Origin of the sequence: Robiginitalea biformata HTCC2501 (assembly GCF_000024125.1) — a bacterium.
GTDB classification, from domain to species: Bacteria; Bacteroidota; Bacteroidia; order Flavobacteriales; family Flavobacteriaceae; genus Robiginitalea; species Robiginitalea biformata.
Genome location: NC_013222.1, coordinates 3,012,975 through 3,039,565 on the forward strand (window position 1 = coordinate 3,012,975; position 26,591 = coordinate 3,039,565).

At 58.5% G+C, this 26,591-nt stretch carries 20 protein-coding genes; 9 read left to right on the plus strand and 11 right to left on the minus strand.

From position 1 onward, the window contains the following. Positions 1-7: 7 nt before the first annotated feature. The 3 genes from RB2501_RS13355 to RB2501_RS13365 all read left to right on the plus strand — a co-directional run bounded on the left by RB2501_RS13355 (position 8) and on the right by RB2501_RS13365 (position 4,049). Positions 8-1,378: an FGGY-family carbohydrate kinase gene (locus RB2501_RS13355; RefSeq protein WP_015755383.1), complete on the plus strand. Its 1,371-nt coding sequence runs from the start codon at positions 8-10 to the stop codon at positions 1,376-1,378. 1 nt (position 1,379) lies between these two features. Further along, positions 1,380-2,522: an alpha-hydroxy acid oxidase gene (locus RB2501_RS13360; RefSeq protein WP_015755384.1), complete on the plus strand. Its 1,143-nt coding sequence runs from the start codon at positions 1,380-1,382 to the stop codon at positions 2,520-2,522. 99 nt (positions 2,523-2,621) lie between these two features. Next, positions 2,622-4,049 carry a purine-cytosine permease family protein gene (locus RB2501_RS13365; protein ID WP_015755385.1) on the plus strand — a complete coding sequence of 476 codons (1,428 nt, stop codon included), beginning with the start codon at positions 2,622-2,624 and terminating at the stop codon, positions 4,047-4,049. Positions 4,050-4,176: 127 nt separating this feature from the next. On the opposite strand, the gene RB2501_RS13370 is transcribed toward RB2501_RS13365, so the two are convergent. Beyond that, positions 4,177-7,791, minus strand: a complete 3,615-nt coding sequence (locus tag RB2501_RS13370; RefSeq protein WP_015755386.1) for an alpha-L-rhamnosidase — start codon at positions 7,789-7,791, stop codon at positions 4,177-4,179. A 161-nt stretch (positions 7,792-7,952) separates the two neighbouring features. Here RB2501_RS13370 and RB2501_RS13375 point away from each other — a divergent pair, with 161 nt between their 5' ends. After that, complete coding sequence (locus RB2501_RS13375) at positions 7,953-9,680, plus strand: sulfatase family protein (RefSeq protein ID WP_015755387.1); 1,728 nt, start codon at positions 7,953-7,955, stop codon at positions 9,678-9,680. A 54-nt stretch (positions 9,681-9,734) separates the two neighbouring features. Here RB2501_RS13375 and RB2501_RS13380 read toward each other — a convergent pair whose 3' ends face one another. From RB2501_RS13380 to RB2501_RS13395, 4 genes are all read right to left on the minus strand, one after another. Beyond that, the gene (locus RB2501_RS13380; RefSeq protein WP_041327266.1) at positions 9,735-10,193 is read right to left on the minus strand and encodes a YHS domain-containing (seleno)protein; all 459 of its coding nucleotides are present in this window, start codon (positions 10,191-10,193) and stop codon (positions 9,735-9,737) included. Beyond that, complete coding sequence (locus RB2501_RS13385) at positions 10,132-10,851, minus strand: NRDE family protein (RefSeq protein ID WP_015755389.1); 720 nt, start codon at positions 10,849-10,851, stop codon at positions 10,132-10,134. Before RB2501_RS13385 ends, RB2501_RS13380 begins: the two co-directional genes overlap by 62 nt. Before the next feature lie 198 nt (positions 10,852-11,049). Continuing rightward, positions 11,050-12,729, minus strand: coding sequence for a carboxylesterase/lipase family protein (locus RB2501_RS13390; RefSeq protein WP_041327268.1), 1,680 nt, complete (start codon positions 12,727-12,729; stop codon positions 11,050-11,052). Between the two features lie 205 nt (positions 12,730-12,934). After that, positions 12,935-13,906 carry a phytanoyl-CoA dioxygenase family protein gene (locus RB2501_RS13395; protein ID WP_015755391.1) on the minus strand — a complete coding sequence of 324 codons (972 nt, stop codon included), beginning with the start codon at positions 13,904-13,906 and terminating at the stop codon, positions 12,935-12,937. A 261-nt stretch (positions 13,907-14,167) separates the two neighbouring features. Between RB2501_RS13395 and RB2501_RS13400 the strand changes: the two genes are divergently transcribed. The 5 genes from RB2501_RS13400 to RB2501_RS13420 all read left to right on the plus strand — a co-directional run bounded on the left by RB2501_RS13400 (position 14,168) and on the right by RB2501_RS13420 (position 18,597). Next, complete coding sequence (locus tag RB2501_RS13400; protein WP_015755392.1) at positions 14,168-15,067, plus strand: AraC family transcriptional regulator; 900 nt, start codon at positions 14,168-14,170, stop codon at positions 15,065-15,067. Between the two features lie 231 nt (positions 15,068-15,298). After that, positions 15,299-16,054, plus strand: coding sequence for an SDR family NAD(P)-dependent oxidoreductase (locus RB2501_RS13405; RefSeq protein WP_041327270.1), 756 nt, complete (start codon positions 15,299-15,301; stop codon positions 16,052-16,054). Beyond that, on the plus strand, positions 16,044-16,832 hold the full coding sequence (locus RB2501_RS13410) for an SDR family NAD(P)-dependent oxidoreductase (protein ID WP_015755394.1): 789 nt from the start codon (positions 16,044-16,046) through the stop codon (positions 16,830-16,832). Before RB2501_RS13405 ends, RB2501_RS13410 begins: the two co-directional genes overlap by 11 nt. Beyond that, the gene (locus RB2501_RS13415) at positions 16,832-17,752 is read left to right on the plus strand and encodes an SMP-30/gluconolactonase/LRE family protein (RefSeq protein ID WP_015755395.1); all 921 of its coding nucleotides are present in this window, start codon (positions 16,832-16,834) and stop codon (positions 17,750-17,752) included. Before RB2501_RS13410 ends, RB2501_RS13415 begins: the two co-directional genes overlap by 1 nt. Continuing rightward, positions 17,749-18,597, plus strand: a complete 849-nt coding sequence (locus tag RB2501_RS13420; protein ID WP_015755396.1) for a fumarylacetoacetate hydrolase family protein — start codon at positions 17,749-17,751, stop codon at positions 18,595-18,597. The genes RB2501_RS13415 and RB2501_RS13420 overlap by 4 nt, the downstream gene beginning before the upstream one ends. A 23-nt stretch (positions 18,598-18,620) precedes the next feature. On the opposite strand, the gene RB2501_RS13425 is transcribed toward RB2501_RS13420, so the two are convergent. The 6 genes from RB2501_RS13425 to RB2501_RS13450 form a co-directional block, all read right to left on the minus strand. Beyond that, positions 18,621-19,913 (minus strand): HipA domain-containing protein, encoded by a 1,293-nt coding sequence (locus tag RB2501_RS13425; protein ID WP_041327271.1) that lies wholly within the window; start codon positions 19,911-19,913, stop codon positions 18,621-18,623. A gap of 50 nt (positions 19,914-19,963) precedes the next feature. After that, positions 19,964-20,704, minus strand: a complete 741-nt coding sequence (locus RB2501_RS13430; protein ID WP_015755398.1) for a phosphatase PAP2 family protein — start codon at positions 20,702-20,704, stop codon at positions 19,964-19,966. Between the two features lie 68 nt (positions 20,705-20,772). Further along, entirely contained in the window at positions 20,773-21,480 is a 708-nt protein-coding gene (locus RB2501_RS13435; RefSeq protein ID WP_015755399.1) for a dioxygenase family protein, read from the minus strand. Next, entirely contained in the window at positions 21,473-23,734 is a 2,262-nt protein-coding gene (locus RB2501_RS13440) for a xanthine dehydrogenase family protein molybdopterin-binding subunit (RefSeq protein ID WP_015755400.1), read from the minus strand. The genes RB2501_RS13435 and RB2501_RS13440 overlap by 8 nt, the downstream gene beginning before the upstream one ends. A 50-nt stretch (positions 23,735-23,784) precedes the next feature. Continuing rightward, positions 23,785-24,243 (minus strand): (2Fe-2S)-binding protein, encoded by a 459-nt coding sequence (locus tag RB2501_RS13445; protein ID WP_015755401.1) that lies wholly within the window; start codon positions 24,241-24,243, stop codon positions 23,785-23,787. 53 nt (positions 24,244-24,296) lie between these two features. Continuing rightward, positions 24,297-26,546 carry a xanthine dehydrogenase family protein molybdopterin-binding subunit gene (locus RB2501_RS13450; protein WP_015755402.1) on the minus strand — a complete coding sequence of 750 codons (2,250 nt, stop codon included), beginning with the start codon at positions 26,544-26,546 and terminating at the stop codon, positions 24,297-24,299. Positions 26,547-26,591: the final 45 nt, after the last annotated feature.

The following is a 26,591-nucleotide window of genomic DNA, read 5'->3' on the forward strand; positions in this document are numbered from 1 at the left end:
GCACCGGATGGAACGCACGCTAACCGCCGTTTTCGACATTGGGAAGACGAACAAGAAATTCTTCCTGTTCGACCCCGAATTCCGGGAAGTATACCGGCAGTACGAGCGGTTACCCCTGACGGCGGACGAGGACGGACACCCCGCAGAAGACCTGGAAGCCCTGGTGGCCTGGATGCGCCGGGTCCTGGTAGACGCCCTTAAATCCGGCAAGCCCATAGGCACACTGAATTTTTCGAGCTACGGCGCCAGTCTGGTCCACCTGGATGGAGACGGCAGGGTACTCACCCCCCTGTACAATTATACCAGGCCCATGCCGGCTGAAATAGAAGATGCATTTTATGCCGCCTATGGCCCTGAAGATGTATTCGGCAGGATCACGGGCACCTCCCGTTCCGGCATGCTCAACTCCGGGCTGCAGCTGTACTGGCTGAAACAGGCCCGGCCCGGGGTTTTCAAAAGAATCCGGCACAGCCTGCACCTGCCCCAGTACCTCAGCTATGTTTTTACGGGGCGTCTGCTGAGCGAATACACCAGCATCGGGTGTCATACGGCCCTCTGGGATTACGAAAATCAGGCGTACCACCCCTGGGTCCGGAATGAAAAAATCGATCGGTTGCTGCCGCCCATCGTACCTGCCGATGCAATTTCCACCGGGGAGGTGGCGGGACATACCTTGCGCATCGGCCCGGGGATCCACGACAGTTCAGCTGCCCTGCTCCCCTATCTGGAAAGTATCCGCAAACCTTTTATTCTCCTCTCTACAGGAACCTGGAGCATTGCCCTGAACGCGTTCACGGACGGCAGGCCAGGTGCAGGAGACAGGGATCGTGACTGCATCCATTACATGCGGATTGACGGCAGGCCCGTCAAGGCGTCCCGGTTGTTCCTCGGGAATGAGTTCGGGGTGCAACTGGATGCCCTCTCCCGTCACTACGGCGTTCCCCGGGACCGGTACCGGGAAGTGACTTTTGACCGCAATCTCTACCGGCAGATCCGAAACGCATTTGTTCCCGCGTTCCGCTGGACAAGCCTGGATACCCGCAACTGCCCGCCCGCCACACGGTGGCCCCACCAAACCTACGAGGCGGCATACCACCAGCTCGTTTACGAACTCTGCCTGTTGCAGGAAGCGCATATCCGGCATATCGTCGGGGACTCAGGGATCAAAAGGTTATACATCGACGGCGGCTTCAGCGATAACGAAGTTTTTGTGGAAACCCTCGCCCAACGGATACAACCCATGCGGATCCGCACCACGGATGCCTCCCTGGGATCTGCCCTGGGCGCTGCCCTGGCGGTTTCCGGTAAAGGCATACCGAAAGGGTTCCTCAAGCATCATTACGCCTTAAAAAAACACAAACCCCTGATCCTTTCCTGATATGGATTTTGACACCCGTTACCCGTCCATCGAATCCCTGCGCGAAAAAGCGCAACGCCGGATGCCGGCCTTTGCCTTCGAATACCTGGACGGGGGCTGCAATGAAGATATCAACCTCCACAGGAATACCGAGGAGCTCCGGGAAGTACAGCTGGAGCCCCGCTATATCCGGAAAACCGGTGAAATTGATACGAGTTGCGAGCTCTTTGGGCACCGGTACGACATGCCCCTGGGGGTTGCGCCGGTAGGCCTGCAGGGCCTTATGTGGCCCAACGCCCCCGAAATCCTGGCCCGGGCGGCCCTGAGGCACAACCTGCCCTTTATCCTGAGTACCGTCACAACCACCGATATCGAACGGGCAGCCGAACTCACCGAAGGGCGGGCCTGGTTCCAGCTCTATAACCCGGTAGATCCCGAGATCCGGCAGGATATCATCCGGCGCGCCGGCGATGCGGGCTGCCCGGTCCTGGTGCTCCTTTGCGATGTTCCCACCTTTGGCTACCGGCCCCGGGACATCAAAAACGGGTTGGCACTCCCACCAAAAATGTCCTTGACAAACATCCTCCAGGTCCTGGGCAAACCGCGCTGGGCCCTGCAAACCCTCAGGTACGGCCAGCCGACGTTTGAAACGGTGAAACCCTATATGCCGGGCGGGATGAACCTGCGGCAACTCGGTGCCTTTATGAACCGGACGTTTTCCGGGCTTTTGGATGCCGAAAAAATCAAACCCATCCGCGACCAGTGGAAGGGGAAGCTGGTCCTCAAAGGCGTGGCTTCCGAATGGGATGCGCAGCAGGCCGTGCAACTCGGCTTTGACGGCATCATTGTCTCCAACCACGGCGGCCGACAACTGGACGCGGGCGAATCGACGATCCGCCCGCTGGCGCGCCTGGCAGCCAATTACCGCGACAAACTCACGGTGATGGTGGACAGCGGGCTGCGCTCCGGTCCGGATGTGGCGCGGGCCATGGCCTGCGGGGCCGATTTTACTTTTATGGGCCGCTCCTTTATGTACGGGGTCGGTGCCCTCGGGGCAAAAGGGGGCGACCATACCATGTCCATGTTGAAAACCCAGTTCCGCCAGGTGATGGACCAGCTCTGCTGTGAACGGGTGGAGGACCTCCCGAAACATTTGGTCATATAACAATTTCCGAAGGCCGGCCAATGAAGTCAAACAAGAAATGCTAACCGTACACGCCCGAACCAATTAAATCGAACTGAACAAACCAAACGAGCAAAACCCATGACGCAATTCGACATAGATGAACAAATCGAGGAACTCGCCGGGGGCGAATTCGAACGACAACCCGTTCCCCAATCCCGGCTGAAGAGCTGGAAGAGTTTTCTGGGCATGTATGCCGGGGAACACGCGGCGGGCACAGAGTTTGTAATCGGCCCGTTATTCCTGACTACAGGGGTCAGCGCCTTTGACCTGATCATCGGCTTGCTCGTGGGCAACCTGCTCGCCGTTCTCAGCTGGCGGTACCTGACCGCCGAGATTGCCGTGAAACACCGGCTGACGCTCTATTACCACCTGGAGAAGATTTGCGGCAAGAAACTGGTGGTGGGCTACAACCTGGCTAACGGCATCCTCTTCTGTTTCCTGGCCGGGGCCATGATCACCGTCTCGGCCACCGCGGTGGGTGTGCCCTTCGACATGGCCATGCCCAAACTCACCGATACGATGCCGAACAGCCTCACCTGGGTCCTCATCGTGCTGGTGATCGGGGCAGTCATCTCCCTGATCGCGGCCAGGGGGTATGAAACGGTTTCCAAGGCTGCCAACTGGATGTCCCCGGTAATCGTACTGGCGTTTGTCGCTTGCGGGGTGGTAGCCCTCGGACAATTGGGCATCGGCTCGTTCGGGGAATTCTGGGAAATCTGGGGCGAAGGCTCCGAACCGTTCCCCGGCCAGATAAAATACACCTTCTGGCACGTGGTACTCTGGTCCTGGTTCGCCAATGCTGCCATGCATATCGGGATGTCCGACCTGTCCGTCTTCCGGTTCGCCAAAAAAGCGAGTAGCGGCTGGACCACGGCAGCCGGGATGTATGTGGGGCATTATATGGCCTGGATTGCCGCTGCGCTCCTGTATGCCGTTTACCTTCGGACGCCGGAAGCCCAGGAATTGCTAGGGCTCGGACAGGCTCCGACCGTGGCTCCCGGGCCCCTGGCCTACAATGCCATCGGGGTATTCGGTATCATAGCCGTGGTACTGGCCGGATGGACCACTGCCAACCCAACCATCTACCGGGCCGGCCTGGCCTTCCAGGCCATCCTCCCGAAATTGTCCACCTTCTGGGTGACCATCCTGGCCGGGGGGGTCGCCACAGCCGCCGGATTGTTCCCGGCATTCGCCATGAAATTACTGGATTTTGTAGCCCTCTATGGCTTTATCCTCGCCCCGGTGGGCGCGGTGATCGCCTTTGAGCACTTTTTCGGGAAACGGGCGGGTATCGTCCCCAATTATGCAGAATACCATAACCTGGGCATTAACCGGGCCGTCCTCCTTGCCTGGATCATCAGTGCAGGCGGCTTCTACCTGCTTTCCGTCACCCAGGGGATCTTCCTTTCCTTCCTGACACTCCCGGCCTGGATCCTGAGCGGCCTGTTGTTCCTGTGGCTGAGCCGGATGGCACATGTAAAGCCCGGGGCCGCCGCAGCGGGATAATTGCAACGGGCCTTCGGTTCGGACAGCCACCCTGCCGCTTAGCAAGTAGGCATTCTGACAGGATGTCACTGAATAAAAAAAACCCTCCGGCCGGAGGGTTTATTCGTTTTCAGATGTCCATTGGATATCAGTCCTCCACCCGGAAGCGGTAGGTGCCGGAAGCCAGCCTCATCCGCACCTGGTTGCCGGTATCCGAGATATCTATAATCCCTTCGCTGCGTTTGAGCCTCCGGCCGCTTTCGGTTACCTGTTTTGGCGATTCCGCCTGCAGGATGAGCGTAGCAGTCGTATTGGCCGGTACGGTAAACTCATAGTCCACGGCCCCCGGTTGCTGTGTCCAGCTGCTTGCAATGCGGCCGTACGGGCTGTCGTAATATCCCCTGGCAAACTGCAGTTCGTTATCCGGGTCCGGCGTTGGGGCCAGGATAAACTCTTTGAATCCGGGGTGCCCGGGATCGCGACGGATTCCCAGGGAGTGGTTGTACATCCAGGAGGCCACTGCCCCGAACGAATAATGGTTGAAGGAGTTCATACTGTTATTTCCCCCGAAACCGTCTTCCACCGTATAGGAATTCAACCGTTCCCAGATGGTGGTGGCCCCGTTGACCACCGGGTAGAGCCAGGACGGATAGTCGCGCTGGCGGAGCAACCGGTAGGCTTCTGCATCATAACCGCTCCCGGACAGGGCGTGGTTGATGGACGCGGTTCCGATAAACCCGGTCATGAGCGAATAGGACGGGCGGGCGGCCCCGGTATCATCCGTGTTTTCGCGACGGACCGTCCGGGCGAGCCTCTCGGCTGCCGGTTTGGCGTAGGTTTCGTTGAATATCCCGAAATTGAGCGGGATGGCATACGAAGCCTGTGTATCCACAGGGTCACCGGGTTTCGGGGCCTGGTAGCCGGCAGGCGGCGGACCGAACATCCGGCCTTCATAGCCGGAGTGTACCGTTTGAAACGTTTCCGGGTCCACATAGTTTTCGTTAAAATACGCTTTGCGCTCCTCATAGCGCTGCCGATAGCGGGCGGCATCCTGCTCCCTGCCGAGGATCTTAGCAATTTCCGCCATGATTTTCAGGTCGTAGGCGTGGTAGGCTGCCCAGAGCAGCGTATTGTCGTTTTTGCTGCCCTCCGGGCTCAGCCAGTCGCCCAGGGGTCCTTCTTCCAGGCGCCCGGTTTCCGGGTCTATCCGGGATTCCAGGAATTCCAGGTACTCGGCCATGGCCTCGTAGTGATCCTCCAGGATGCGCGTATCCCCATACTGTTGGTATACCTCCCAGGGAAGTATCATCCCTGCGCTTCCCCAAAGCGTCCCCCCGAATCCGCCTCCAACCGGGGCCACGTCGGTAAACCGTCCGTCCTCCCGCTGGATACCCCGCATAGCGAGCAGGTGGCGCGACAGGAAGGGGGCCACCCCGGCCAGGTAGGTGGCTGCCTGGGAAAATACGTTGATGTCCCCGCTCCAGCCCATGCGTTCGTTCCGGGCCGGCGTATCGGTGGGTATCGATAGGAAATTGGCGCGAAGCGACCAGGTGATGTTTTCCCAGAAGCGGTTGATGAGTTCGTCCGATGTTTCATAGGAGGAATCCAGGTGCCGGATGGAGCTGACAACCAGACCTTTAACGTCCTGGCTGGCAGGGGCCCGGACAGGCCCCGTCAATTCCACAAACCGGTATCCATGGAACGTGAAACGCGGCCGGATAACCTCATCCCCGCCTTTTAGTATATACATATCCTGGGTCAGGGCTGCCCGGATGTTCTCCATCATGACCATCCCTTCGTTCCCTTCGTACTCCGGCAATTCCGGATACCGCACCTCGGCATACCGCAGAATCACAGTATCCCCGGCCTGTCCATTACGGATCCGGATTTCCGGAAAGCCTACCATGTTCTGCCCCATATCGTATACGTAAACCCCGGGCCGGACTTCTTCCCGGGTTTGGGCCACGAGTGTCTTCACCACGGCGGGCGGCAACCCGATCTGCGCGATCAGCTGTAAATTTGAATAGTCGAGCCCCGGGAAGGTGGTGCCCTCCAGGGACACCTCCCGGGCAGGCTTCCACCCGCGGGCGTCAAAGCCCGGGGCGGCCCAGCCGGCGATTTCCGCTTCCCGCCGGGCATCGTAGACTTCGCCCTGAAAATAACTGCCATACCGAACCGGGCCTTCCGTATATAGTTCCCAGGTATCCGGGGAGGTGGCCACTACAGCCTGGGATCCGTCTTCATAAGTGACTTCCAGCAGGGCTCTGAGGGAAGGTCGGTCTCCAAAGAAATTCCAGTTCTCGCCGCTATAGGTGATGTTGCCGCCCCACCAGCCTTCACTGAGCCACCCGCCCAGTACATTTTCCGATGCCGGCCGTATCCGGTCGGTAACATCGTACACCTGATACTGGTGGTGTTTGTTGTATTGCGTCAGGCCGGGGGTGAAGTAATAATCCCCTACCCGTTCTCCGTTTAAATAAAGCTCGTATATCCCGCGGGCCGTAGCATAGATCCGGGCCCTGGCTACCGGTTTGTCTTCCAGGGTAAAACTGCTGCGCAGCATGGGAACGGCATCGTGGCTCGGGTTGGCGGTTACCAGCAGGCCGTCGCTATCCCCGCGGGCCACCCAGCCTTGCGGGCCGGTTCGAAAATTATCGTTGAGCTGGTCAGAAAAAATACCTGTATACGAATCCCCATCGGGGCTTTCACCGAACAATTCATTGGCGGGGGCCCGGAAGTTTTTAACGGATATACCCGTAAACACGGCCTGCTGCCCGGGACGCATGTGGAACCCAATATCCGCGAGCATCGGAAAACTGATGTAGTTGTTCCCGGATCCAACAGGATTTACATTGAACCCCTGCGGGCCAAACCGGCTCCCTCCCCCTTCGGATTTCGAAATGTCGTGCGCATCGTCCTCCCCGTCGATAAATACCTGGAAGATGCCAAAATTGCATTTCAGGTAGATCCGGTGCGGGTCGTACATGTTCTGCCTGTTCACCAGGCCCTCGGGGATATCGAGCGTTTTAAACGGCGTATCCGGGGAGTCTCCCGTATCGTAGCCTACCCGAAAAACGTGCAATTGTGCGGGGCCGTCCCCCTGAAGGAGCCCGCGAGTGTCCAGCTCAAAGCTGATATAATGACCATCGGGGCCTGATGCCACCCCCTGCAGGTTCAGGTCCTCGTCCATCAGGCGCGGGTCGTTGGCCCCCAGCAGGAAAGCTGCCCGGGTGCTTTCGGAAGCCGCATCCAGCTGCAGGCCATATTCGAGCTGGAAAACCGAGAGGTAATGTGCGTAGAGTTGCAGGTCCTCCGGACCGCCGCCAATCCAGGATGCCCCCCGCCACCCGGGAGATTCCGGGTCGGGGTCCATAATCCCGGTCTCGAACCAGCTATGGGAGGTGTGCTCCCGGTTATCCCGGTCCCATACCGTGACGTTCCATGTATACCGGGTTTTAGGCTGAAGTGGCTGCCCGGCATACACGATATTCAGCGAATGCCCATCTTCGCGCCGACCAGAATCCCAAACCTGTGTTCCCGCCGGATCGATTACGCGGATCCGGTAAGCTTGCTGGAAGATACCGCGATCTGCGCCATCAGCCTGTAATTGCCAGGAAAATCGGGGTTTCGCCTCGTCCAGCCCCAATGGGCGGTCGAGGTATTCGGTCTTCAAGCTGTCCACGGACACTTGCGCCGGGAGGGAAAAGGCCAGAAACAACAGGGCGACCAGGGCGAGAAAATGCGAATTGAATGTGCGGTGCATCGGTTGGATTGTTAGGGGTTACAGCGTCATCAAGATTACGAAATATGGCGGGCGCAACTGTTCCGTACTGTTCGGGAATTACGCGCAGAGAATGGATTTGCCAGCCTACCTGGGGATCTCTTAAAATACGTTATTTTTAAATTCACAGAAACCTGCCCGCAATGAAAAATTGGTTCTCTCCGGCCGTAATCCTCCTTACTGCCATTTTGCTGACCGGATGTAACGAGTCGGCACCCCAAACAGGCCCGGAATCGGCAACATGGTCGGAACCGGTCCCGGAGATTCCCGACTACAACAGCCTGGAACTACCCGAGAAGCCCAATATCCTCTGGCTGGTTGCCGAGGACCTGAGCCCGTACATTGCCGCCTATGGGGACTCCACAGTACATACGCCCAACCTGGACCGCCTGGCGGCCGAAGGGGTCCGCTATACGCGGATGTTCTCGCCTTCCGGGGTTTGTGCCCCGAGCCGGGCCGCCATCGCCCTGGGGATGTATCCAACCCGTACCGGGGCCATGCACATGCGGACGGGACCCTGGTACAGCACCCAGGAAAACCCGCCCGATACGTGGTACGACGGCCGGAAAATCTACGAAGCTGTACCCCCGGCGGGCACGCACATGCACAGTACCCTGATGCGCCGGGCCGGGTATTACGCCACGAACAATGCCAAGCAGGATTACCAGTTCCGGACGGAACTTACAGCCTGGGACGAAAGCAGTCGGGACGCCCACTGGCGCAACCGGCCGTCACCGGAACAACCGTTTTTTGCCATCTTCAATTTTGAGGTGACCCACGAATCCCGGATATGGATGCGGGCCGGGGATTCCCTCCTGATAGACCCCGACCGGGAAATAACCGTGCCGCCCTACCTGCCGGATACGGATTCCGTACGGACCGACCTGAGGCGGATGTATTCCAACATCGTGGAAATGGACCGGCAGGTTGGGATAATCCTGGGGCAGCTGGAAGCGGATGGCCTGCTGGAAAACACGGTGGTATTCTGGTACGGCGACCACGGGGGGCCGCTGCCCCGCAGCAAGCGGTCGCTCTATGATACCGGGTTGCAGGTGCCCTTGCTGGTGCGTTTTCCCGGGGCACAACTGGCCGGACAGACCGACGGGCAGCTGCTGAGTTTCGTGGACCTGAAACCGACGATATTATCCCTGGCCGGGGTGGAGCCTCCCAGGGACCTGGACGGGCGTGCCTGGGCCGGGGCGTACCGGGCCGAAAAACCCCGGGAATACATCCATGCCGCTGCCGACGATTTTGACGGCTGCTGCCACGGCCGACTGCGTGCGGTCCGGGATTACCGGTTTAAATATATCCGGAATTTCCTGCCGGAACAGGCCTATTACCAACCGGTCCCCTACCGGGAACAAATGCCTGCCATGCGGGAACTGTTGCGCAGGAAGGAACAGGGTACCCTGGACAGCGTACAGCTGCAATGGTTTGCAACCGGCGGCGCGGGGGAAGCCCTCTTTGACACACAAAATGACTCCCTGGAGCTCCGAAACTTGGCCGGCAACCCGCAGTACGCGGATGTCCTGGAAGAACTGCGGGAGGAACTCAGCCGGTGGATGCAGGCAACCCACGACCTCGGGATGATTGACGAGCCGGAATACCTGGAGCGCATCTGGCCGGAAGGCTCGCAGCCCGTAACCCAAACCCCGGTCGTTGAAGCATCTTCCGGGCAGTTGATCCTGGAATCCGAAACCCCGGGTGCCGCTATCGGGTATCAGTGGGTGGGGCAGGGACAATTGCCGGCAGCAGCCTGGACCCCCTATACAGACCCAATAGAAATTCAAACCGGGCAGGAACTCGTGGCCAGGGCACACCGCATCGGATTTTTGCCCAGCCAGGAAATACGCTGGCAAGCCGCGGAATAATATCAGGTGGCAGGCAAACGCCCAGGCATTTCATTTAGTAAATCGGGCTGCGCCTCATGGGCCATCCGGGTAGAATTGGCTCCAATTCGCATCGGCCTGCCGGAGCAGCCGTTCTTCGTCCCGGTTCCATTTCTTCAGGGGGTTGTTCAGCCGCGTACGGTTAAAGAGCATCAGACGGCCATCCACCATTTTGTAGGTTTCAGGATCTACTGCAACCCGGTCCCCGGATTTCCCCATCGCATAGGCGCACCAGCCTCCATAGGCAGGGATGTACTGCTCCGGCATTGCCTGGAACAGGTGCATGTTGCGTTCCGTGGTAAACAAAAAACGTACCCCCTGGTAATCGTGGGAGAATTCCGGTGTCCCCCTTACCGGCGTCCCGCGGGTATAGCTTACCAGGTCGTACCCCTGAATGGCAACGCCGTCTTCCTGGTTGATCCAGCCGGCAGCATCAGGCTGGGCCACCGCCCACAGCCCGCAGAACAACAGGCATAGTAATACGTACGGTTTCATCTGCTTCAAACTTATAATGGGTAATATCCATGCAGCCGGCACCCAGGGACATCTGCGTGATGCTTGTGGAGCAAACCTCCGGCCGGTCCAGGACAAAAGGCGTGGGCGATTCCCGGCCGTGGATCCTCAACAGGGCTTCCCGGCTGTTCCCCTCCCGGTCCAGGGCTTCCCGGAAGTAGGCCTCCTTCTGGGCATGTTGTTCCCGGGTATACAGGGTGGCGGATGACCAGAGGTGCCCGGTTGCGGCATCCGGCTGGAAATGGTGCGAGTGGCGCCCGTCCCACACCCAGCGTTGGATCCGGCCCGGCTCAACGAGGATAAGCGTAAAGGGTTCCACTCCCGACGGGTCCGCATCCTTCAGGAAGCTATCGAAATCCGATGCCTCAAACGCCTCGAGGACCACGATTCCGCGACTCTTCCTGTAGGGCGGTTTCCGCTTGTGGTTTTCCAGGCCGCCATTCAGGAGACAGGCCGTCCTACCTGTGTGGTCGGCAGCTATCCAGGTGCCGCCAGCCCGGGCATCCAGGGGAGCCATCAATTGTGTCCCATTGGAAAGTATGCGAGCTTGCGGCAACAGCGTTTCCCTTTTTGGGTCTTCGTCCCGGTTGGTTGTCAACAGGTAGCCGTCCGGGCGGGGGATATAACTTACTGTGCACATAATTTTCGATTTTGTAGTGCAGTTCGCGATGCAGGCTGGTGGGGATCTCTGCAGGTGTCCCGGCTTCGGCCGAGAGATTGGCCGGCAACGCGCTGCCTGTCCAATTCGACGGGGTTCCCGGGCATCCCTTACACCGCAGACGTAAATTCCGCTCCAAAACCCCGCCTACCGCCTGACCACCCCGGCAGGGCTCCTGCCCTAAGGCAGCGTTTGCCTGGCCTGGCGGTCCGGGTCGTCCAGCAGTTCGCAATGGTCGTCCAAAATCATGGTTTCGCCCCTTTCGGGAGTGTAGGCAGCCCACTCAGGCAAGTCCCCGCCATTCGGGTTGCCCGTTCGCATAAACTGCAGCAGCCCATCAGACATCTTTTCGGCAAGTGCCCGGGGGCGGCTTCCCCCACCGGTATGGGTAAGCATCAGATCCGTGTTGTAAAACCAGAAACAGATATCCAGGCAATGAAAAGCGCGCATACGGTTGTTGAACAGGGGGGGCTCCCATCCAAACCAGGCCACGTAAACCGGGGCGGGTTGCGCGGATTTGGCATTGGCCGTTTCCACTACCGATTTCCTGTTGCTGGAAACCAGGCACATGATTTCTATGGGTTTTGCATTGGGGAAGGCCTTGGCATAGGCATCGTAAATCTCGGCGGCCTTGTCCCCGAAACCGCCGCGGAACCCGGCCTGGTCGGCGAGCATCTTTTTGGCCCCGGCAGCGTCGATTTTTTCAAGTTCCGGGTTGGTGCGGGACATCCCCCACTCGTGGAATGTACTGCATATCAGCATGGGGACATCCGAGGATACCCCCGACGCCTCTGAATAAAAGGTTCCTTTGGGGATATGCACCCCGTCTGCAACCGGTCGGAACCCGCCCCGGAAACCTCCCCCGCCCGGGTTTTCTTTTTCCATGGTCTCCTGGGCCCTTCCAGCAAGGAGGATATAGTCTTTCCAGGCCATTTCCTGGAGCTTTCCGATTTCCCCCGCCTGCAGCCCGGCTTCCTTCAGGATATACGATCCGAGTTTTTGGGAATACTCCTGGTCCAGGGCCGAGGTGGAAGACCCGCTCAGGGGTACCGCCTTGTGGATCAGTCCCCGGGTAGCCGGCATGGCCGCCAGGGTACATACTTTGGAACCACCCCCGGACTGTCCCATGATGGTTACGTTGTTCGGGTCGCCCCCGAAATTGGCGATGTTCTGCGATACCCATTCCAGGGCCGCTACCATATCCAGGGCTCCCACATTCCCGGAATGCTGGTATGCCTCGCCGCCAACCCCGGAAAGGTCGGAGAATCCTATGGGCCCCAGGCGGTGGTTGATGGAAACAAATACGATATCCCCTTTCCTGCTCAGGTTCTCGCCCATATAACCGTCCTGTTCAATACCGTTGCCATTGCGATACCCCCCGCCATGGTACCAGACCATGACCGGGCGTTTACCTCCGTCTGCCAGCGCAGGCGTCCAGACATTGAGCCTCAGGCAGTCCTCGCTGACATCGTCGTAATTCCAATGGTCCGCAAAGGAGTACCAGGGGTTGGCATAGCGGTTGTCCATAATTTGCGGGGCGGTATTGCCCCACCATACGGCGGGTCGCACATCCGACCAGGGTTCGGGCTGCCGCGGGGGCATAAACCGGTTCTTCCCGCTTGTATCCGCCCCATATGGGATGCCCCGGAATTGATAGATGTCGCGGAGGACGAAACCCTGAACCTTCCCGTAAACGGTATCGGCTATGGCCGTGTCATCCCCGATAAACAATACCTGGTCATCGTTGGAAGGGGCGTTCTGCCCGGGCCTGGAGGCTCCCAGGGAAATACCGGAAGCCAGGCCAATGCCGGCTGCACCGGCCCCCATGGTTTGGATAAAATTTCTTCTGTTTGTATTCATGGTTGTCAGGTTGAATGAATGGGGACGCGCCGGCCCGCCACCCGGAGTTCGTTTCGTTTGCAGCGAATAAGTTACGAAATCATCCCCGTTATCCTGACAGCCGGAAATTTTACATATCAAAATTTTCGGTTCCTGTTACATTTTGCGAAACGGGGAATGGGTATCCTCATCAGGGAGGAGTATCCTGGAGGTAAGGAAAACGGACTTACCAATCCCGCAAGCCCAGGAGCTTCTCGCCCAGTGGCGAGAGCTCCGCCCGGGGGTAGCGCTCCTGCTCCCAGTTCCTCGGGTCGCCGGGAAAGGCATAGCCCTCGGGGGCCACCCGGTCCTTCCACGAGCGGATCCGCCACTCCCGGAGTTCCCGGTTCGATTCCTCGGCGGGCATCATCGAAATATACTGGGCAATGCGAACCTTGTTGTCCGAGCGGTTCGGTCGGATTCCATGGGGCTGCAGGCTGTTAAAGATCAGCAGGTCTCCCGCCTCCATGGGTACTTTTACGATTTTATCCTCCAACCCGGTGATGTCCGGTTTAAACCGGTCCCGGTCCTCGGGCTGGGTTTGCTTCCAGGTATCGTAATTGCGGAACAACCAGGGGATGCACTGAAAGCCGCCCATCTCGGGGTCCGTCTGGTCGGCAAGGGCCAGGACGCCCTGCACCTGCTGGGGCCTGGTTTCCGGGTCGTAATCCCAATGGATAAAACCCTTGTACTCGTGGCCCGGGCGCATCGGGAAATTCAGGTTAGCCCGGTCGATGGTTACCCAGAGGCGTTCCGTCCCCCAGATATCGACAAAGGCATCGTATACGCGCGGGGCCTGCCGGTTATTCCAAAGGGCCTGGTTGTTGTACACCTCCACCATGCCCGTCCCGGCGAGTTCCTTCATCTGGATTTCCGCACGGGGCGGGGCGTACCAGGTTTCCGGGTTGTCCGGGTCCTTTTCGTCGAATTCCCAGAGAAATTCCGCTGTTTTTTGCGCCTGTTCCCGGGGTACGGCCCCTTTGATGACGATATAGCCGTTCTCCTTCCAAAATGCCCAATCGTCCGGGGAAAGCACCCGGAGGGCGTCCGCCCGGGCTTCCTGTCGGAGCGCCACCTGACTGCTTTTGGCCGTAGAGGGGTTGCCCGGGATGTCTTTGTGGGCGTTGTCGGATTGGGAGGGTTTTACAGGTGGATTCATGGTGATCTTTCTTTTTAAGGGTTTTTCGAAAACGGGCACTTACCCGGGAAATCCAGTTTGAAGGATGTTAACACGTATGGTTGCCGATGCCCGGGAAAAATCAGGCAAATAGCCGCTTCCAAACGCATTTCATTCCGATAATCCCTATGATGTTATACAAAAATGCCACTTTATTCGTTGAATTCTATGACGTCCTTTGACTTGCCTTTGTACTATATTGACAATTTGGCGTAGTTTAATCGGGATTCAATAGACAACACCATGCAAATCCGCCTGGAAACCATTACGAGTTCGGAAGACCGGTCGTTCTCCCTTATGTTCAACCCGAGGCTCAGCGACCTGTTCTTCTGGCACTTCCACCCGGAATTTGAATTGGTCTATATCGACAATGCCTGGGGAAACCGGCATGTGGGTCGGCATTTTTCCCGCTACAACCAGAGCGACCTGGTTTTGATCGGTTCGAACATCCCCCACCTGAATTTCGATTACGGGGTGACCACGGATTACCGGAAAGCGGTACTGCACATGAAAAAGGAGTGGGTGGAATCCCATTTTCTGGGAACGCGCGAACTCACGCGGATTAACCACTTAATGCGTTTGTCAGCCCACGGAATTGTATTTCACGGGACGATAAAACCCCAGGTAGGCGAATCGCTCTTTGAAATGGAAGGCCTGAGCCCTGACGAACAGTATTTCCGATTGGTGGGCATCCTGCAGGCCCTGGCGGAATCCCTGGAGACCGAGGAAACGGAACTGCTGCACGAACAGCCCTACCACAACCCGGCCAGCGCTGTCGACCAGGAGCGCATCCGGAAGATATTCGCCTATATCGATAATCATTACCGGGAACCCATTGCGCTGGAGGATATTGCCGGTACCTGCCACCTGACCCGGGAGGCCTTTTGCAGGTACTTCAAGAAAATGACCAAATACACCTTTACGGAATTCCTGAACCGCTACCGGGTAAGCCAGGCCAAAAGGGAATTGCTGGCAGGGAACACCGTAGGAGATGCCTGTTTTGCCTCCGGCTTCCAGAGCATGTCGTACTTCAACCGCGTGTTCAACCGGGTGGCCGGGATGAACCCCAGCGATTACCGGGATTCCGGGGAAGCCTTCAGGAACTCGCCACAACCGGGTCCAGCGAGCACCCCGGGTTCCTGATCCATTGCCTATTGCCGTACGCCGACGCCTGGACGGAACCCGGCGGGGCCAACCGGAGTCAACCGGGGCCAATCAGGGCCAACCGGAGTCAACCGGGGCCAATCAGGGCCGACCGGAGTCAACCGGAGCCATCCGGAGCCATCCGGAGCCACCGGATTTTTGTTATCTTCGGATGGTGCACCAACCCTGCCGGCATCCGGTTCCGGGTTGTGCACGCATCAACCGACCTACATGAAATTTAAAGATCAATCGGCCATAGTTACCGGTGCCGGTAAGGGCATCGGGCTCGAAATCTGCCGGGAACTGATTCGGGAAGGAGCCCGCGTGGTCCTCAACGACCTGGACGAAAAACTGGCGGCCGAAGCCGCCGGGGAACTCGGGCCGTCCTGTACACCGGTTGCAGGGGATGCCAGCAACCCGGAAATCATCCGGCAGTTGGTCCATGCCGGGACCTCCTTTACCGGTCGCCTGGACATCGCGATCGCAAATGCGGGAATTACCTTGTTTGGCGGGTTCATGGAATATAAACGGGAAGATTTTAACCAGGTGATGGAGGTGAACCTTGCGGGGACCTTCTTCCTGGCGCAGGCGGCAGCCCGCCAAATGAAGCAGCAAGGCAGCGGCGGGGCCCTGTTGTTTATGTCTTCCGTCACCGGCCACCAGGCCCATAAAAACCTGGGCGCCTATGGCATGACCAAAGCGGCCATCGAATTGCTGGCGCGCAACCTGGTCCTGGAGGTTTCCGGCTACGGGATCCGCGTCAACGCCATTGCCCCCGGGGCGACTAAAACGGAACGCACCCTGGAGGACCCCGATTACACCCCGCTCTGGTCCCGGCTTACCCCTATCGGCCGGCCTGCGGAAACCTCCGATATCGCCCGGGCCGCCCTTTTCCTGGTATCCGAAGACGCCCGGCACATCACCGGCCAGACCCTCGTGGTGGACGGCGGATGGACAGCCGTAAGCCCCTCTCCCTATGAAAAATGACGACCTCTTCCGGCTAGACGGCAAAACCGCCCTGGTTACCGGAGGCGCCAAAGGAATCGGCGCGGCCATCGCGCGGATGTTCGCCAACCGGGGGGCCCGTGTTTTTATCCTGGACAGGGACCGGGAGGCCGGGGAACAGACAGCTGCCGCAATCGCATCCACCAACAGGCAGGCGGCATTTTGTTTCTGCGACCAGGCAGATCCCGAATCGGTTGAAACCGCTATCGAACAGATTGTGGGGGAGGCGGACAAGCTGGATATCCTGGTGAACAATGCCGCCATAGCCCATATCGGGACGGCGGAAACCACCTCAGCCGAGGACATGGACCGGCTGCTGCGTGTAAATGTGGGCGGGGTCCACAACATGCTCCGGGCCGTCCTGCCCCATATGAAAAAACGCGGCGGGGTGATCCTGAACCTGGCGTCCATAGCCAGCGGGCTTGGCTTGCCGGAACGATTTGCCTACAGTTCCACCAAAGGGGCCATCGCCACCATGACGCTATCCGTCGCCCGGGACTACCTCCCGTATGGCATTCGCTGTAACTCCCTTTCGCCTGCGCGCGTCCACACCCCCTTTGTAGACGGGTACCTGGCGGAAAATTACCCGGGCCGGGAGGAGGAAATGTATAAAAAGCTCTCCGCCACCCAACCCATCGGCCGCATGGGACGGCCGGAGGAAATCGCTGCGTTTGCCCTTTACCTGTGCTCGGACGAGGCCGCATTCCTGACGGGGTGCGACTACCCCATCGACGGGGGCTTTAAAAACCTGAACACCTGATGAAGCAACCTGAATTATTCAGCCAAAAGCCCAAGCCCGTCCTGGCCCACCGCTGTGAACTGGGCGAAGGCCCGGTATGGGACAACCATACTGGAAGCCTTATCTGGGTGGATATCCTGGGGGGTACCATCCACGAATTCGATGTGGCCACCGGGAAACACCACCATATAAAAACCCAGGCGCTGGTCGGGGCCGTCGCCCTGTGTACCAACGGCCACCTGCTGGCTGCCCTGGACACCCGCCTGGAATGGATCCACCGGGATTCCGGCAAGCGCAAACTGCTGACGGCCCTGGAACACATCCCCGACGGGATCCGTTTTAACGATGGGAAATGCGACCCGGCCGGGCGTTTCTGGATCGGGACGATGCCCCTTTCCGAAGATCGGCCAATAGGGGCATTGTACTGCCTGGGGCCGGATGGGGACTGTAAGGAACAACTGCGGGGCATCACCATATCCAACGGACTTGCCTGGAACGCGGCGGGTACGACGATGTACTATATCGACACCCCCACCCGGGCCGTCCAGGCCTTCGATTTCCATCCGGAAACCGGGGCGCTTACCAACCGCCGGATTGCCTTTGGCATCCCGGAATCCGAAGGTTTCCCGGACGGGATGACCATCGATTCGGAGGACAAGCTCTGGATTGCCCATTGGGGCGGATGGCAGGTGGCGCGATGGGATCCGGAAACCGGCCGGAAGCTCGGGGCTTTCCCCCTGCCTGCCGCACAAATCACAAGCTGCTCCTTTGGGGGGCCGGAAGGGGAAGACCTGTATATCACATCCGCCAGCAAGGGACTCACCCTGGGGGAATTGGAAAAGCAGCCCCTGGCAGGTTCCCTGTTTGTCGTTAAAAACAGTGGTTTCAGGGGGCGCCCCGCCAACCGATTTGCATTTGAACCAAAATTTGATACACCATGAAACTGATTCGTTTCGGCCAGCCCGGTGCCGAAAAACCCGGCTTGTATATCGACGGAACCCGCAGGGACCTCTCGGGACATTTTGCGGATTGGGACCGCGGCTTTTTCAATGCCGGCGGCCTGGAGGAACTCCGGACACTGGCTGCAAAGGCGGGGGACCTGCCGGAAGTTCCGGAAGACACCCGTTGGGGTTCGCCGGTTGCCCGGCCAGGCAAGGTAATTTGCATTGGCCTGAACTATTCGGACCACGCTGCTGAGAGTGGGATGGATATCCCAAAAGAACCTATCGTATTCCAAAAGGGTTCCAATACCGTGGTGGGGCCCTACGACGACATTTTGATCCCCCGCGGAAGCGAAAAAACGGATTGGGAGGTGGAACTCGGCATTGTCATGGGCCGGGATGCGCGCTACCTGGCATCCGAATCCGAGGCAGCTGCATACATTGCCGGTTATTGCATCTCCCACGATGTTTCAGAGCGGGCGTTTCAGATTGAAAGGGGCGGCCAGTGGACCAAAGGGAAATCCTGCGACACATTCAACCCGCTGGGTCCCTGGGTGGCTACCCCGGAGGAAATAGCGGACGTACAGAACCTGGACATGGGACTAAGCGTGAATGGGTCCCAGCGGCAAAGCGGCAATACCGCAACGATGATCTTCAATTGCCGGTTCCTGGTGTATTACCTCTCGCAATTCATGACCCTGGAGGCCGGCGACCTGATATCCACGGGGACGCCCCCGGGGGTTGGCCTTGGGATGAAGCCGCCCCAATATCTGAAGGCCGGGGACGAGGTGGAACTGACCATCGCCGGGTTGGGATGCCAGCGCCAGGTGTGTAAAAATGCCTAGGCCCCGCCTTTGGGGACAGTGATTCAGGAGCCGGGATGCGGAACGCTATCGCATTCAAAACACCGGTCCGGACCCTCCGGCAATTCCAGTTCTTCGGACCCGCTTAGGCGGATTGGTTTGGAGGGCAAATCGCCCAAGACTTCATGGAACCGTTCGGCATACTGCACAATGGAATCCCGCCGGGATTTCAGACGGCTCCGGATTTGGGGGCCATCCAGGCTGTCGACAGCAGGGGGCCATACGGCAAAGGCACCGTCGATAGCGGCGTCCGAAAGCCGCGACTGCAAGTAGCCTGCAGCCTCCTTAAATTCCTCCAGGGAAGCCCTGCCCAGGAAATAGGCATCAAATTCCTGAACCAATCCGGGCAGGTAGCGGATGTCTGATGTGAAGGACTGCACTTCGGGTAGGGAAATCCTGTTGGCGATCAGGTTCGGCAGGATGCCGTCCTGGTCAAAAAATGCGTTGTCCCGGTCGGTGGGCACCGGGGTGGCCCGATAGCCTTCCGGGCCTTTTAAAAGGACCCAGCCCCATTGTTTTGCATGCCGGTCCCAGTCGCCGATAATTAAATCGAACAACCGCGCCCGTAGCAGGGCCTCCCGGTCCAGCCTGAGGGAATCTTTCAATTCGAGCTTGAGTTCCTGGAGGTCTTCCGTGTCGATGAGTTCTATCGCGCCCGGAATCCCGGTCCAATCCACGGGGCCTTCTGATTCGTATTCAAGATAGTAGAGCCGGTTACCGTATTGTTCGTTCAACTCCCCCAGGGATTCCTGGGCTGGTACAAAAACCAGTTGGGGATGCGTGTGGAGGATGCCGGCCGCCTCCGAGAGTTCGGCCACCGCCAGGGCGGCATACGGGTGCTGGGCGGAAACCCCGTCGATGACGATGTTCTCCAGGCCGAGCTGCCGTGCCAGGTCGGGCACCAGTTTTTCCGGGTCCTTGCTCAGGCTGCGAAGGGTAAAGCGGATTCCCTGCGGGTCCTTGAACTCCAGGGAATGGGTTTGTTTGCCCCCGCCTTCCTCGATGAAGGTCATGCCCCCTTTCAGCGTGTCCAGATAGGCGATGGGAACAGTTACCGGGGTAGCCCAGGCGTCGCGGTATTGTTCGCCCTGCATAAATTGCTTCACCCAACTGGCCTCGTAAAGCGTGTTGGCCGCAACCGTGACCGAATCGTATTCCCTGAAATCCAGGGATTCCACATCCCCCATCCCAAGAACCTGGCAGGTCCGGAACTCGTCTTCCGTTTCCCCCAGGGACCAATACACAAGAACCAGGAACAGGCCCAATACGATTAAGAAACCAATCAAATACTTACGCATGGCATTACATTTTTGGTCAGACGGATCAAGAGCTCAGAAACCGACGAACTTTATGTGAGCGGGTCGCTGCGGAATACTTCGATCAGGTTAAAAATCAGGATACAGAAAAACACCCAGATGAGCCCTGCGATAAACCCGCCAACGATATCCGACGGGTAATGGACCCCCAGGTAAATCCGGCTCACGCCGATGCTCAGGATCAGCAGGGCCAGCAAAAAGATCACCAACCCCTTGAGGGCTGTATGCATTTTGAAATGGTACACCAGATAGATCAAAAACCCGTAAAACGCCATGGCGCTCATCGCATGGCCGCTTGGGTAACTGAGGGTCTTGACCACGACCAGGTGCTCAATCCCCGGGCGCGCCCGGTCTATAAATCTTTTCAGGATCATATTGGAGATTGAGGCGAGGGCGAGAACCAGGACAATCTGCCAGATGTACTTCCATCGTTTGAATACCAGGATGGTCAGCAGCACACTGATGCCCAGGATCACCAGATACCCGTTTACATCCCCTATTTCAGTCACTGCGATAAAGTAGGATGTCAGGCCCGGGCTCCGGTAGGAAAGCACATAATCCGTGACGCGCTGGTCCCAGGCGGCCAGGGCCTCCGTATGCAGCGTGTCGGTGAGTTCGATAAACAGGTTGATACCGCCCACCACGATAATCAGGGCAGCTATCAGGGTGACCAGGTAGGGCGAAAACCGGGGCAGATGGTCCAGGACGGGAGCCAGAAACGACCGTAGCTTCCGGATCAGCGAATCCATCAGGGCGCGGATTGAAGTCTTCATAAAGCGTCAAAAGGTTGGTATCCTCAGAAAGGCAAAATAGCTAAAACCGATGGGAATTTTGTGTCCTATCAGTAGCCTGGGATATGCAACCCGAGAAAGAGGTCCCGGTAAGCGGTGAGCATCCCATCCTCGGGCCTGGGCGCAACAATGCCCGATCCGCCCCGGTTATCCATCGCCTTTCGGTGGGTCCCGGTCAGCAGCGGGTCGTCCTGGAAATGGTAGGAATCCAGGTAATACGGGATGGTATTCGGCTCTTTGACGGTCAGGTGGATGTGTTCCGGTTCGCTCCGGCTCGGATAGGCCCCCGGGCGGAAGGTATAGATGGTGTATTTGCCGTCCGGGCCTGTCCGGACCCATCCCCGTATAAAACCATGGTGGCGGGCCCAACCGGTTTCATCCCCCCTTGTTTCGTAAATCCCCTCCCGGTTGGTCTGGTAAAAATAGAGGATAACCCCCTCTGCCGGGGTCTTACCGTCGGCCTGAAACACCGTCCCGGTGAGGCGGAGTTTGGGTTCTGTTTCCTTGAATTTCGGCAGGGTATCCACGGCATTCAAAGGCCTATCCCCGTATTCGAGCAATGCCTCGCATCCCTCACACGGGCCGCCGACCACCCGTTCCTCCTGAGCCCCTTGTTTCTGTGGAGTCGGGTGATCTGCTGAGGCATCCCGGCCTCCCTGCCCCCGGCAGCTCCAGAAAGCCAGCGCCAGCAGTAGCAGTACGGCATTGCTGATTCCCGCGGGGCGACTGGGTATTGCAGCCCCTATCAGATTATCCAACCAACGGGGGTTTGTCGGAAATAAACGGCTGGTTGTAACGCCTCCGGCCATCGGCCTTGTATAGCGCATTGGCCAGGGCCCCCATAATGGGCGGGAATGGCGGTTCCCCCATCCCGGTGGGGTCCGTGTCGCTTTCCACAAAATGCACGTCAATGGACTTGGGCGCCTCGCTGTGGCGGATGAGTCGGTAGCGGTCAAAATTGGTCTGCTCCGGGACCCCGTCCCGGAACGTCAGCGCGCTGTACATGGCGTGTCCTATTCCGTCTACTGCCCCGCCTTCGGCCAGGTTGGTGGCTGCATCCGGGTTGACGACAATCCCGCAGTCGATGGCGGCGCAAACGCGGTCTACCACCGGCTGGCCATTTTGCATCACCACATCGAGCACCTGGGCCACGTAACTTTCGTGGCAGAAATAAGCGGAAACGCCCCGGTATTTCCCGGGGGTGTCCTGCCCCCAACCGGATTTTTCCCGGACGAGTTCCAAAACGCCGGCATAGCGGTCTGCCTCATAGTCATTGTCCTCCCCCACCGGGTTGTCCTGAGCCCGTTTCAGCAGGTCCAACCGGAATTGGATCGGGTCCTGCCCGGCGGCCTCGGCCACTTCGTCCAGGAAGGCCTGTTCGGCCCCCGCGATAAAGTTGGACCGTGGGGCGCGGAAGGCACCAGTGGTGATATTCGTCTCCAGGGTCCAGTCTTCCGCCAGGTAGTTATCCAGTGCCCCGGCCGGGAACCGGTTGGCAAAGAGCGGGCTTTCCGGCACGCCGCCGGCACGCACGTGGAAGGCCGTCAACTGGTTGTTTTCATCCAGGGCTGCCCGGTAGGTAGCCCGGTAAGCGGGCCGGTAAGTGCCCTGGGTCATATCGTCCTCCCGTGTATACACCAACTTGACGGGGGCCTGCACCTTTTGGGAAATGGCAGCGGCCTCCACCATAAAGTGCCCGTAGAGCCGCCGGCCAAAGCCGCCGCCCATCCGGGTCATCATGATATCTATTTTCTCCAGGGGCATGCCGAGCCGGGCCGCGACGGCGTGCTCCATCCACTCGGGAGTCTGGGTGGGGCCCAGAAGTTCCGCCCGGTCTGCAGTCACATGGGCAAAAAAGTTCATCGGCTCCATGGTATTGTGGGCAAGGAACGGGCAGGTATAGGTCCGTTCAATCACCTTGGCTGCATTGCTGAAAGCCGCTTCGGGGTTCCCGTCCCTTCGAACCACGCGTCCTTTCCGCGCCGCGAGTTCCTCCATTTTTTTTGCGTGATCGTCTGTGCTCTCCGCGCCCGCCGGGTGGTTCACCACGATATCGTTCCCAAACAGCGACATGCCGATGGATTGATCGGGAGCCGCTTCCCACTGGGCATTCAATGCTTTTTTTGCCTGGAAGACCTCCCAGGTAGTTTCCCCGAGTACAATGACCAGCTCGTTAAAAGCCGTATGGTCAAAGGCCCCCCGGCTGTAGTCGTCCTCGTAGAGTTTGATGGTGAAGACATCCCGGATCCCCGGCATGGATTTGACTGCTTCGGCATCGTAGGATTTCAGTTGCAGGCCGAAAGCTGGCGGGTGCACCGGGCTCGCTATCAGCATGCCCTCCCGCTGCACGTCCAGGCCGAAAAGGGGTTTACCGGTGACGATGTTTCGCCCGTCCACGTTTTTGCGGGACGTACCGATGATTTTAAACTCGGAAGGCGATTTGAGTTCCACGTCTTCCGGCACCTCCATTTTGGCAGCGGCTGCAGCCATCTCCCCGTAGCCGGCGGAGTTGCCGCTGGCCTCATGGGTGAGCATCCCGGCGTCCGTGGTGATTTCCGCTGCCGGGACCTGCCAGGCCTGTGCGGCGGCTTCCCGCAGCATGTGGCGGGCCGTGGCCCCCGCCATCCGCAGGGCCGGCCAGCCGTTTGCGATGGACCGGCTTCCGCCGGCTACCTGCCAGGAAAAATTCTCCGTGTTGAGCGCCGCCTGTTCGACAACCACGTTGTCCCAGTCCACATCGAGTTCCTCGGCCACGATCATCGGCATGGAAGTTTTTACATTCTGGCCGATTTCCGGGTTCGGGGACATGATGGTCACCACCCCGTTGTCGCCAATCTTTAAAAAGGCGTTCATCTCGAACCACTCCTCCGGCATCTCCAGGGTGGCAATTTCTTCGGTTTGTTCGGGTTTGCAGGAATTCAGCCAGCTGAACCCGAGGACCAGGCCACCCCCGGCCAGGCTGGTGTTCCGGATAAAGGCACGGCGTCCGAATTTTGTCTTAACAAGCGTCATAATAGTGTTTTAGGTGGATGTCTTAGTGAATCGGTGCGCAGGACCCCCGGCTATTCCCCGGATGCCGCCATTTTGATGGCTTTCTTGATGCGCACATAGGTGCCGCATCGGCAGATATTCCCGTTCATGGCCCCTTCGATGTCCGCGTCCGTGGGGGACGGGTTGCTCTTGAGCAGGGCGGCGGCAGACATGATTTGTCCCGCCTGGCAGTAGCCGCACTGGGGGACGTCCACTTCCAGCCAGGCCTTTTGCACCGGATGGTCGCCGTTTTCGGATAGCCCTTCGATGGTAGTCACTTCCTGGTTGCCCACTGCCGATACCGGCAGCATGCAGGAGCGCGTGGCCGTATTGCCCAGGTGGATGGTGCAGGCGCCGCACTGGGCAATCCCGCAGCCGTACTTTGTGCCGACCAGGTTCAGGTGGTCGCGTAGTACCCAGAGGAGCGGGGTGGACGGGTCCACGTCCACTTCCCGGGTTTCACCGTTGATGTTGAGTTGGTATGTTGCCATAATTTCTGATATTCAATTAAATATACAATATTTTCTCGCCCATCCAACCAACTTCATGCCGTCGAAAGCGATTTCAAATAGGGCTGGTCGTACAGGCGTTTCCCGGTTGCCTGGTACAGGGCGTTGGCCAGGGCTGCGAAAATCGGTGGGAAGGTAGGTTCGCCCAGGCCGGTTGGATCTACCGTGTTTTCAACAAAATGGATGTTTATTTCTTCCGGGGCTTCGGACATGCGGATCATCCGGTATTGGTCAAAATTCTTTTTTGCAGGTACGCCGTCTACAAAGGTCAGTTCCCCGAATAGCGCGTTCCCGATACCGTCAACAATTCCGCCTTCTGCCAGGTTCCGGGCGGCATCCGGGTTCACCACCAGGCCGCAATCCAGGGCGCAGGTCACCCTTTGAACCCGGGGCACCCCGTTATCCATTGTCAGGTCCAGCACCTGGGCAGCATAGGAATTGTGGCAGAAATACGCCGAAACGCCGCGGTGGATTCCGGGCTCCTGCTGCCCCCAACCCGATTTTTCCCTTACCAGTTCCAGTACGCCGGCGTATCGCTCCGGGTCGTAATCGTTATTCACGCCTTCCAACGGATTCGTGATGGCCCGTTCCAGCAACTCCAGCCGGAAATCGATCGGATCCTTACCAGCGGCCTCGGCCACCTCATCCAGGAAGGACTGTTCCGCACTGGCCATAAAATTGGAGCGCGGTGCCCTGAATGACCCCACAGTGAGGTTCGTGTCGATCGTCCACTCCTCGGCCAGGTAGTTGTCCACGGCCCCCGCCGGGAAACGGTCTGCCGCAAGCGGGCTTTCCGGGATTCCTCCGGTTTTCACATGGAAACCGATGAGCCGGTTGTCGGCATCCAGGGCAGCCCGGAATTGGGCGTGGTAGGCCGGGCGGTAAATCCCATCGGTCATATCGTCCTCCCGGCTGTAAACCAGTTTCACCGGGGCTTTCATTTTTTGTGAAATCAGGGCAGCTTCAATGAGCCAGTGCGCATAGGAACGGCGGCCGTACCCCCCGCCAAAGCGCGTCATCTGAATTTCAATATCCTCTATGGGCATGCCCAACCTTGCGGCCAGGGCCTGTTCGGTAAGGTCCGGCTTCTGCAACGGCCCAATCAGATCGGCCTTATCCGCCGTTACATGGGCAAAAAAATTCATGGGCTCCATGCAATTATGCGCCAGGAACGGTGCGGTGTACGTCCTTTCGATAATCCGGTCGGCACGGGCAAATGCCCCTTCGGGATCGCCGTCCTTACGTCTGATTTCAGCAGGTTTTGCAGCCATTTCTGCCATTCGGGCGCGATGCTCCGTAGTGCTTTCCAGGCCTGCCGGAATGGTTTCCTGGTACTGCCGCCCGAAGCGGTCGCGGGTATTTGTGGTAGTTTCAATCGGCACGCATTCCATCTTCAGGGCCTTTTTCGCCTGCATTACCTCCCAGGTGGAATCCCCAACGATGACGGCAACCTCGTTATAGGTGCGCGTATCGAAAAACGTCTTGACATAATCCTCTTTAAAGACCTTGACGGTGAAGACATCCCGGATTCCCGGCATCCCCCGCACGGCCGAATCATCGATGGATTTCAATTTCAGCCCGAAAGCCGGGGGATGGGCAATCATGGCGATAAGCATGCCATCGCGAACCGTATCCATGCCAAAAAGCGGCTTACCCGTTACGATTTTAAGCCCATCAACATTCTTGCGGGAAGTCCCGATGATGGTAAAATCCTCGATCTTCTTCAGTTCAATTTCCTCCGGTACGGCAATTTGGGAGGCAGCAGCGGCCATCTCCCCGTAGCCGGCCGATTTCCCGCTGGGCTCATGGTGCAACTGGCCCGCGCTTGTGGTAATCTCGCCCAGGGGTACTTCCCAGGCCGAAGCCGCTGCCTGGCGCAGCATGTACCGGGCCGAGGCGCCAGCCATGCGCAGGGCAGGCCAACCGCGCCGGATGGCCTGGCTGCCCCCCAGCCATTGGAACTGGAAGGCATCTGCATTGAGCGGAGCCTGTTCCACCACCACATCCATCCAGTCCACATCCAACTCGTCGGCCACAATCATCGGCATGGACGTTTTTACATTCTGCCCTCCTTCCGGGTTGGGGGCCATAATGGTCACCAGCCCGTTATCGCCTATCTTCAGGTGGCCGTTCAGTTGAAACCACTCCTCGGGTAGGCGGCTCACTTCCTCCTGGGTCATATTGCAGGAAGCCAGCCAGTTGAATGTCAGAATAAGGCCTCCGCTGCCGAGGGCGGATCGTTTGATAAATGCGCGCCTTCCAAAAGTTGTTTTAACTGGGGTCATGGAGTGTTTTCTTAAATTGAGATTTCCTAATAAGATACGAAATTT

What these genes read in the sequence shown, in the direction of transcription:
- RB2501_RS13355 (WP_015755383.1), top strand. Translation starts at nt 8, where the DNA reads ATGGAACGCACGCTAACCGCCGTTTTCGACATTGGGAAGACGAACAAG.
- RB2501_RS13360 (WP_015755384.1), top strand. Translation starts at nt 1,380, where the DNA reads ATGGATTTTGACACCCGTTACCCGTCCATCGAATCCCTGCGCGAAAAA.
- RB2501_RS13365 (WP_015755385.1), top strand. Translation starts at nt 2,622, where the DNA reads ATGACGCAATTCGACATAGATGAACAAATCGAGGAACTCGCCGGGGGC.
- RB2501_RS13370 (WP_015755386.1), bottom strand. Translation starts at nt 7,791, where the DNA reads ATGCACCGCACATTCAATTCGCATTTTCTCGCCCTGGTCGCCCTGTTG.
- RB2501_RS13375 (WP_015755387.1), top strand. Translation starts at nt 7,953, where the DNA reads ATGAAAAATTGGTTCTCTCCGGCCGTAATCCTCCTTACTGCCATTTTG.
- RB2501_RS13380 (WP_041327266.1), bottom strand. Translation starts at nt 10,193, where the DNA reads ATGAAACCGTACGTATTACTATGCCTGTTGTTCTGCGGGCTGTGGGCG.
- RB2501_RS13385 (WP_015755389.1), bottom strand. Translation starts at nt 10,851, where the DNA reads ATGTGCACAGTAAGTTATATCCCCCGCCCGGACGGCTACCTGTTGACA.
- RB2501_RS13390 (WP_041327268.1), bottom strand. Translation starts at nt 12,729, where the DNA reads ATGAATACAAACAGAAGAAATTTTATCCAAACCATGGGGGCCGGTGCA.
- RB2501_RS13395 (WP_015755391.1), bottom strand. Translation starts at nt 13,906, where the DNA reads ATGAATCCACCTGTAAAACCCTCCCAATCCGACAACGCCCACAAAGAC.
- RB2501_RS13400 (WP_015755392.1), top strand. Translation starts at nt 14,168, where the DNA reads ATGCAAATCCGCCTGGAAACCATTACGAGTTCGGAAGACCGGTCGTTC.
- RB2501_RS13405 (WP_041327270.1), top strand. Translation starts at nt 15,299, where the DNA reads ATGAAATTTAAAGATCAATCGGCCATAGTTACCGGTGCCGGTAAGGGC.
- RB2501_RS13410 (WP_015755394.1), top strand. Translation starts at nt 16,044, where the DNA reads ATGAAAAATGACGACCTCTTCCGGCTAGACGGCAAAACCGCCCTGGTT.
- RB2501_RS13415 (WP_015755395.1), top strand. Translation starts at nt 16,832, where the DNA reads ATGAAGCAACCTGAATTATTCAGCCAAAAGCCCAAGCCCGTCCTGGCC.
- RB2501_RS13420 (WP_015755396.1), top strand. Translation starts at nt 17,749, where the DNA reads ATGAAACTGATTCGTTTCGGCCAGCCCGGTGCCGAAAAACCCGGCTTG.
- RB2501_RS13425 (WP_041327271.1), bottom strand. Translation starts at nt 19,913, where the DNA reads ATGCGTAAGTATTTGATTGGTTTCTTAATCGTATTGGGCCTGTTCCTG.
- RB2501_RS13430 (WP_015755398.1), bottom strand. Translation starts at nt 20,704, where the DNA reads ATGAAGACTTCAATCCGCGCCCTGATGGATTCGCTGATCCGGAAGCTA.
- RB2501_RS13440 (WP_015755400.1), bottom strand. Translation starts at nt 23,734, where the DNA reads ATGACGCTTGTTAAGACAAAATTCGGACGCCGTGCCTTTATCCGGAAC.
- RB2501_RS13445 (WP_015755401.1), bottom strand. Translation starts at nt 24,243, where the DNA reads ATGGCAACATACCAACTCAACATCAACGGTGAAACCCGGGAAGTGGAC.
- RB2501_RS13450 (WP_015755402.1), bottom strand. Translation starts at nt 26,546, where the DNA reads ATGACCCCAGTTAAAACAACTTTTGGAAGGCGCGCATTTATCAAACGA.